This window comes from Mesorhizobium sp. M0968, from assembly GCF_040319065.1.
Taxonomy (GTDB): domain Bacteria; phylum Pseudomonadota; class Alphaproteobacteria; order Rhizobiales; family Rhizobiaceae; genus Mesorhizobium.
Genome location: NZ_JAMYNL010000033.1, coordinates 39,761 through 45,760, shown reverse-complemented (window position 1 = coordinate 45,760; position 6,000 = coordinate 39,761). Strand labels below are relative to the sequence as shown.

General features: G+C 60.6%; 7 protein-coding genes and 1 pseudogene. 4 read left to right on the top strand and 4 right to left on the bottom strand.

What is annotated here, in order from left to right; genetic code table 11:
- Window positions 1–1,345: IS66 family transposase (tnpC, locus tag NKH67_RS30155; protein WP_353032492.1), on the top strand; the 1,345-nt coding region annotated here is incomplete at its 5' end.
- 2 nt (window positions 1,346–1,347) lie between these two features.
- Complete coding sequence (locus NKH67_RS30150) at window positions 1,348–1,581, top strand: hypothetical protein (RefSeq protein ID WP_353032490.1); 234 nt, start codon at window positions 1,348–1,350, stop codon at window positions 1,579–1,581.
- Between the two features lie 192 nt (window positions 1,582–1,773).
- Here the strand turns inward: NKH67_RS30150 and tnpC (NKH67_RS30145) are convergent.
- From tnpC (NKH67_RS30145) to NKH67_RS30135, 3 genes and pseudogenes are all read right to left on the bottom strand, one after another.
- Window positions 1,774–3,340, bottom strand: a pseudogene (tnpC, locus tag NKH67_RS30145) (IS66 family transposase).
- 73 nt (window positions 3,341–3,413) lie between these two features.
- Window positions 3,414–3,758, bottom strand: coding sequence for an IS66 family insertion sequence element accessory protein TnpB (gene tnpB, locus NKH67_RS30140; protein WP_023675163.1), 345 nt, complete (start codon window positions 3,756–3,758; stop codon window positions 3,414–3,416).
- Entirely contained in the window at window positions 3,755–4,135 is a 381-nt protein-coding gene (locus NKH67_RS30135; RefSeq protein ID WP_245274633.1) for a transposase, read from the bottom strand. Before NKH67_RS30135 ends, tnpB begins: the two co-directional genes overlap by 4 nt.
- 471 nt (window positions 4,136–4,606) lie before the next feature.
- On the opposite strand from NKH67_RS30135, the gene NKH67_RS30130 reads away from it, so the two are divergent.
- On the top strand, window positions 4,607–4,795 hold the full coding sequence (locus NKH67_RS30130; RefSeq protein WP_352460891.1) for a hypothetical protein: 189 nt from the start codon (window positions 4,607–4,609) through the stop codon (window positions 4,793–4,795).
- A gap of 187 nt (window positions 4,796–4,982) precedes the next feature.
- Entirely contained in the window at window positions 4,983–5,570 is a 588-nt protein-coding gene (locus NKH67_RS30125) for a hypothetical protein (RefSeq protein WP_352474912.1), read from the top strand.
- Window positions 5,571–5,573: 3 nt separating this feature from the next.
- On the opposite strand, the gene NKH67_RS30120 is transcribed toward NKH67_RS30125, so the two are convergent.
- Complete coding sequence (locus NKH67_RS30120) at window positions 5,574–5,843, bottom strand: 2OG-Fe(II) oxygenase (RefSeq protein ID WP_352474914.1); 270 nt, start codon at window positions 5,841–5,843, stop codon at window positions 5,574–5,576.
- Window positions 5,844–6,000 lie beyond the last annotated feature (157 nt).

The following is a 6,000-nucleotide window of genomic DNA, read 5'->3' as shown; positions in this document are numbered from 1 at the left end:
GGTGGCGCCTTACATGCGCAAGCGACCGGCGCGCCAGCCATTTCCCGAGCATCTGCCGCGCGAACGCGTCGTCGAGCCGGCGCCGACCGCTTGCCATTGCTGCGGCGGCCATCGGCTGCGCTGGCTGGGTGAGGATATCACCGAGACCCTGGAGGTGGTGCCGCGGCAATGGAAAGTGATCCAGCACGTGCGGGAGAAGTTCACCTGCCGCGACTGCGAAGCGATCAGCCAGGCTCCGGCGCCCTTCCACGCCACCCCACGCGGCTGGGCCGGTCCCGGCCTGCTGGCGATGATCCTGTTCGAGAAGTTCGGCCAGCATCAGCCGCTCAACCGCCAGGCTGAACGCTATGCCCGCGAAGGCGTGCCGTTCAGCCTGTCGACGCTCGCCGACCAGGTCGGCGCCGCCGCCGCGGCGCTGATGCCGCTGTTCAAGCGACTCGAAGCCCATGTGCTGGCCGCGTCACGTCTGCACGGCGACGATACGACGGTGCCGGTCCTGGCCAAGGGCAAGACCGATACCGGCCGATTATGGACCTATGTGCGCGATGACCGACCTTTTGGCGGCGCCGATCCGCCGGCGGCGGTGTTCTATTATTCCCGCGATCGTCGAGGCGAACATCCCGCGGCGCATCTCGCCGGCTGGAGCGGCATTCTGCAGGCCGATGCCTATGGCGGTTATGGCGATCTCTATGCGACGGGCCGTCAGCCGGCACCTATTCTGGAAGCCAGCTGCTGGGCCCACAGCCGGCGCAAAGTGTTCGAGCTGGCCGATATCGAAGCGGCGGCGCGCAAGAAGGCGCGCAGCGAGAAGCCCAACCTGGTCTATCCGCTAGCGGTTGAAGCCGTGAAGCGCATCGATGCCCTGTTCGATATCGAACGCGAGATTAACGGCCTGTCGCCAGGCCAACGCCACACCGTACGCCAAGAGCGGAGCGTGCCGCTGGTCACCGAGCTCGAGCGCTGGATGATCGAGACGCGCGACAAGCTCTCTCGCGGACACGATCTGACCAAGGCCTTCAACTACATGCTGCGCCGCTGGTCATCCTTCACCCGGTTCCTCGACGATGGGCGGATCTGCCTATCGAACAATGCAGCCGAGCGAGCCCTGCGCGGCATCGCTCTCGGCAGAAAGTCCTGGCTGTTCTGCGGTTCCGATCGCGGCGGACAGCGCGCTGCCGTTCTCTACAGCCTGATCGCCAGCGCCAAGTTGAACGACATCGACCCTCAGGCCTGGCTCGCCGATATCCTGGCGCGCATCGCAGCCCACCCAGCACAGCGGATCGATGATTTGCTGCCGTGGAATTGGAGATCCGCACAACTGCGGACCCAATCAGCGGCGGCCTGATCATGCAGCGCAATAAGGTGCATCACGTCTACACCGTCGAACGTGTCGCCAGGGACCTCGATGTCAGCGAAGCGCTCATCCAGGACCTGACCCTCGGTCTCGAGCCCGAGGACGGCGTCATCTGGGTGTACGGCGCCAACGATGACGACGGAATCTTGGCCTTCACCGATGAAGGCATCGAGGAGGTCAAACTCCTCCTCGAAGAATATCATCGCGTCTCCCCATCGAAAGCTTGACCCCAGCACTCCGGTGCTCAGGTTCTCCTGGCTGCCGGATGCGCACGTCTGCGGTCTTCACCGGATGGGTACTCTATCCCTACACGGTCAGGCCAAGCTCAGCGCGATCGCACGACAGCTCAATGTGAGGTCGCGAAGGACATTGCTCAATCAAACTCAGCTGAAAAGTTGTAAGCGGGCAGCTGAGACCGTTCAGCGCTGGTAATTCCATGGCATGAGGGCGTCGATATCGCTGTTTGGCCAGCCATTGGCAATGCGCTCGAGGGTCAGGGTGAGCCAGGCGTGTGGATCGACCTGATTCATCTTGGCGGTGGTCAGCAGGGTTGCGATGGTGGCCCATGTCCGTCCGCCGCCGTCGCTGCCCGCGAAGAGGCTGTTCTTTCGGGTAATTGTCTGCGGCCGGATGGCGCGCTCGACGGTGTTGGAGTCGATTTCGATGCGGCCGTCGGTGAGGAAGCGCTCGAGCGCGCCACGCCGGCCGAGCGCATAGCGGATCGCCTCGGCGGGCTTCGATTTTCCCGACAGCTTGGGCAGCTCCTTTTCCCACAGCGCAAAGAGAGCGGCAACGATGGCGGCGGATTTCTCCTGACGCGCAGTAATCCGTACTGCCGGGTCCTGGCCGCGTACGGCCTCCTCGGCGGCCCACAGTGGGGCCATCTGCGCCACCGTCTGCGAGGCGATAACGGAGGAGCCTGCGGCATGCAGTTCGTAGAACTTGCGCCGCACGTGCGACCAGCACGCCGCCAGCATCACGCCGTCATTGCCCCGATCGGATCGGGCCAGCCGGTTATAGGCGGCGTATCCGTCGACTTGCAGGATGCCGCGATAGCCGTCCAGATGACGGGCGACACATTCGCCGGCGCGGCTGTCCTCGAAGCGGTAGGCGACGATGGGCGGTCCACTGCCGCCAAAGGGCCGATCATCGCGGACATAGGTCCAGAGGTAGGCCGTCTTGGCCTTGCCAGATCCCGGCGCCAGCGTTGGCAGCGTGGTCTCATCGGCGAAGACCCGCTCCCCCTGCTTGATGCGAGCCAGTGCGTAATCGGCGAGCGGCTCGAGCTCGAAGCCGAGCTTGCCCATCCACTGCGCCATCTGTGACCGGTCGATCTCGACCTGATCGCGGGCATAGATCGCTTCTTGGCGGTAGAGCGGCAGGCCATCGGCGTATTTCGACACTGCGATCTGCGCCAGCAGCGCTTCGGTCGGAATGCCGCTTTCGATGATGCGGGCGGGCGCGGCTGCCTGGATGACGCCGTCCCAACCCTTGTAGGCATATTTGGGGCGACGCGTGACGATCACCCGGAACTTCGCCGAGGATCTTTTCCAGCGCTTCGCAGCCAGCAGGCGTTTCGGGCTCGATAACCACCTCGACCCGTTCGAGATGGGCCGCAAAGCCTTTGCGAGGGCGCGGGGCGCGCTTCGCTTTCGAGCCGCCCGCAGACTTCTCCATCTGCGCTTGGATGGCCGCCACGCCGGTTTCGATCTCGTCGAAGACCAGAGCGTACTGCTCCTCGCTCAGCGCACCGGCCCGCAACCTTTCGGAGCGGCTGCCGAAGCGCGACCGCTCCAGCATCTTCACCACCGCCGTCAGTCGTGCGATCCGCTCCTCGGCGCTCTTGTTGACCAACTCGAGATGCGTATTGTGGGCTTCGAGATCGGCATTACGCTCTTCCAGACCGGCGGCTTTTTCGGCCATGGCAACAACCATCGCCTTGAGCGCGTCAACGTCGTCCGGGAGCGCGAGATCGGGTGCCGACATGGCCAAAATCAGAGCATATTCGCGGGCAATTTTCCCGCGTTTTCAGGCCCCTGATTCATCATGCCGCAGGGTTTTACCCAACCGATTGCGGCCGCCTGACGGTCTCCGTTCGAACCCGTTTCCAGTCCATTCCGTCAACCAGAGCCATGAGCTGAGCATGATTGAGCTGGACCCGGTGGTGGCCGATCCGCGGCCAGCAGAACTTCGCCTCATCCAGCCGCTTGGCATAAAGACACACGCCGCTGCCGTCCCACCAGACGATCTTGATCCTGTCCGCTCTTTTGGCGCGGAATACATAAAGTGCGCCGTTGAACGGATCCGAGCCGGCATCGCGCACCAGTGCCAAAAGGCCGTCGGGACCTTTTCTAAAATCGACGGGATGACTGGCGACCAACACCTTCACGCCAGCCGGGATCATGCCTGGCGAACCGCCCGGATAATCCGCACCAGCTGCTCCTCATTGATATCGGCACCGGCGCGAATGACCACGCCACCCAGCTCGATCTCCACCGACGCAGACGCTGTCGGCGTGACCTCGACAAAGCCGAGCCGCTCCGCATCCCTGTGTGGCGTGACCGCACCGCTCTTGATCGCCTTGCTCCGCCAGCCGAACAGCTGGGCCGGCGCCATCCCCGCTTGTCTGGCAATGGCCGATACATTCGCGCCCGGCTTCAGTGTCGCCTCGATCAGCCGCGACTTCGCTTCCGCCGACCAGCGCCGGCGCGGACGCTGCGGGCTTGCCTCCAGTCGGTTGGCAACCGCTTCAAGAACATGGAAACTTCTATCATCAGGCATAGGCGCAGACATAGAAATTGACACTGCAAGCTCCTCGGCTCCTTGCTTCAGTGTCAGTATGTCTCGCTCATCACCTCAAGCCGCGCCAGATGGGGTCAGCTTGGCGCTTACGAAAAGTTCGCCGAGTGTGTCGCTGCGATCCGTTGAACGCACCGCCCATAGCGGATGTTCACCACGGCTCATTTCGAGGCCAGATCGACGGCATCGCGCTCTATCCCTGGGGCGATCTACTCTTGCGTACGCACTTGCAACTCAGATGCATGACCCTTCAAATACGGCCACAGTCTAGCCCGAAGGTATAGCTTGAGGGCATTTTCTACTCCTCAATCTCGGATACGCCACTTTTCGCGCCATTCTGGGCCCAATGCACCATTGCCGCTTGATAAATGTCCGCATCTGAATAAACTGGATCGCGTCGCCTCCGCGCCTAATCCGAGCGACTTTAAAGCACTTTCGCAATGAGGGACAGATATGCCCGATGAAAGTCAACCAGTCGAATTTAGCATCTCGCCGCAAGACATCGAAAAGCTCAAGATGGCTCAGGGCGCCATTGTCACCGTAAAAGGGTATGTGAGGGATGGTAAGTTGACCATCACAGGCGTGCAGCAAGAATTTAAGTCGCCGTTTGCACATAACTGGCCACCGGGTCCGCCCGGGTGACCAGAAGATTGTGGGCAATTCTCTATACGACGACACTGTGCGAGCTCTTTCATTAAAGAACTCTGAGACGCTGGGGGTCTTTCTTGGGTGCTTGAGGAAATCGTGCCTGAGATCGCCTCCGCCGTACGGCGAGGGTTGGTATGCTGAAGAATATGATCGCTTTGCGGCTGATCCGGAACGTTTGGCGATGTCCTTTGTCACCTATGCACACGAAGAAGCAGACGGTGCTGAGCGGCTGATTGCACTGGCGTCCTCGGTCTCTGTCGTCATTCCGAGAGCCGAATCCGCCGTGTTGAAGCATGCTCATGATGAGGCCCGTCACTCCCTTTGCTTCCTTGATCTGTTGGAGTGCGTGTTCCCCGACCATATACACGACAGAGAGCAGCGAAGGCTTTTAGAGCAGCGGCAGAAATCGATCTTTTCGGGGCGAGCAGACCCTCTGTTGTCCAAGGCGGACATAATGTCTGAGGCAATTCGCATCAACATCGGCGAAGTGAAGAACAGAGTTCATTTGTCGCTCATGCAAAGGTGGGTGATGATGTATGTGCCCTCGCAACACAGCGATCAGGCCAAACGTTTGACAGACACGTTAATTCGAGACGAGATCAATCATATCATATACACGGCGCTAGTCATGAAAGAGGCTGGTGGCGTGGACAACCCGCATCTCGCAAATGAAATTTATCAGCTAGAGTTTGCGGCGTTCAACGCCCAAATTTTGACTGAGTTGTCTACGGCGCGGCACAACAACGCCCATGTAGCCGTTCGATACTGAGAGCTAGCCTGATAGAAGCCATGTGGTGGCAATAAATTTGGTCCCGCTGGTCACCGTATCGCCTTTGTGAAGCTCGTCAGAAGGGAAAACAACGGCATGGCCTGGAGTCGCCTTCACCAGCATTCCCCGGTCGGGGAACACTGTCGAGCCACCAGTAAAATCCCCGTTTAGATAAGTCACGAAGCTGTAAATACGATCCAAGGTCGGCCCCGAGTCACGATGCTCCTGATAGAATCCTCCCGCGTTGTACCGGACTATGGTTGTGGGGGACATCTTAACTACGCTCAAGCGAAGAGGAAGTATAGCCGCAGCTTGGACGATCGCGCCAGAAATTGCCTGGTGATACGCAGCCGTTCGAGTTGCGGCAAGAACCTCACAGTGGCGAAACTCCTCCTTAACAACCCTCTCCCCTGTGGGAGACACAACGGTC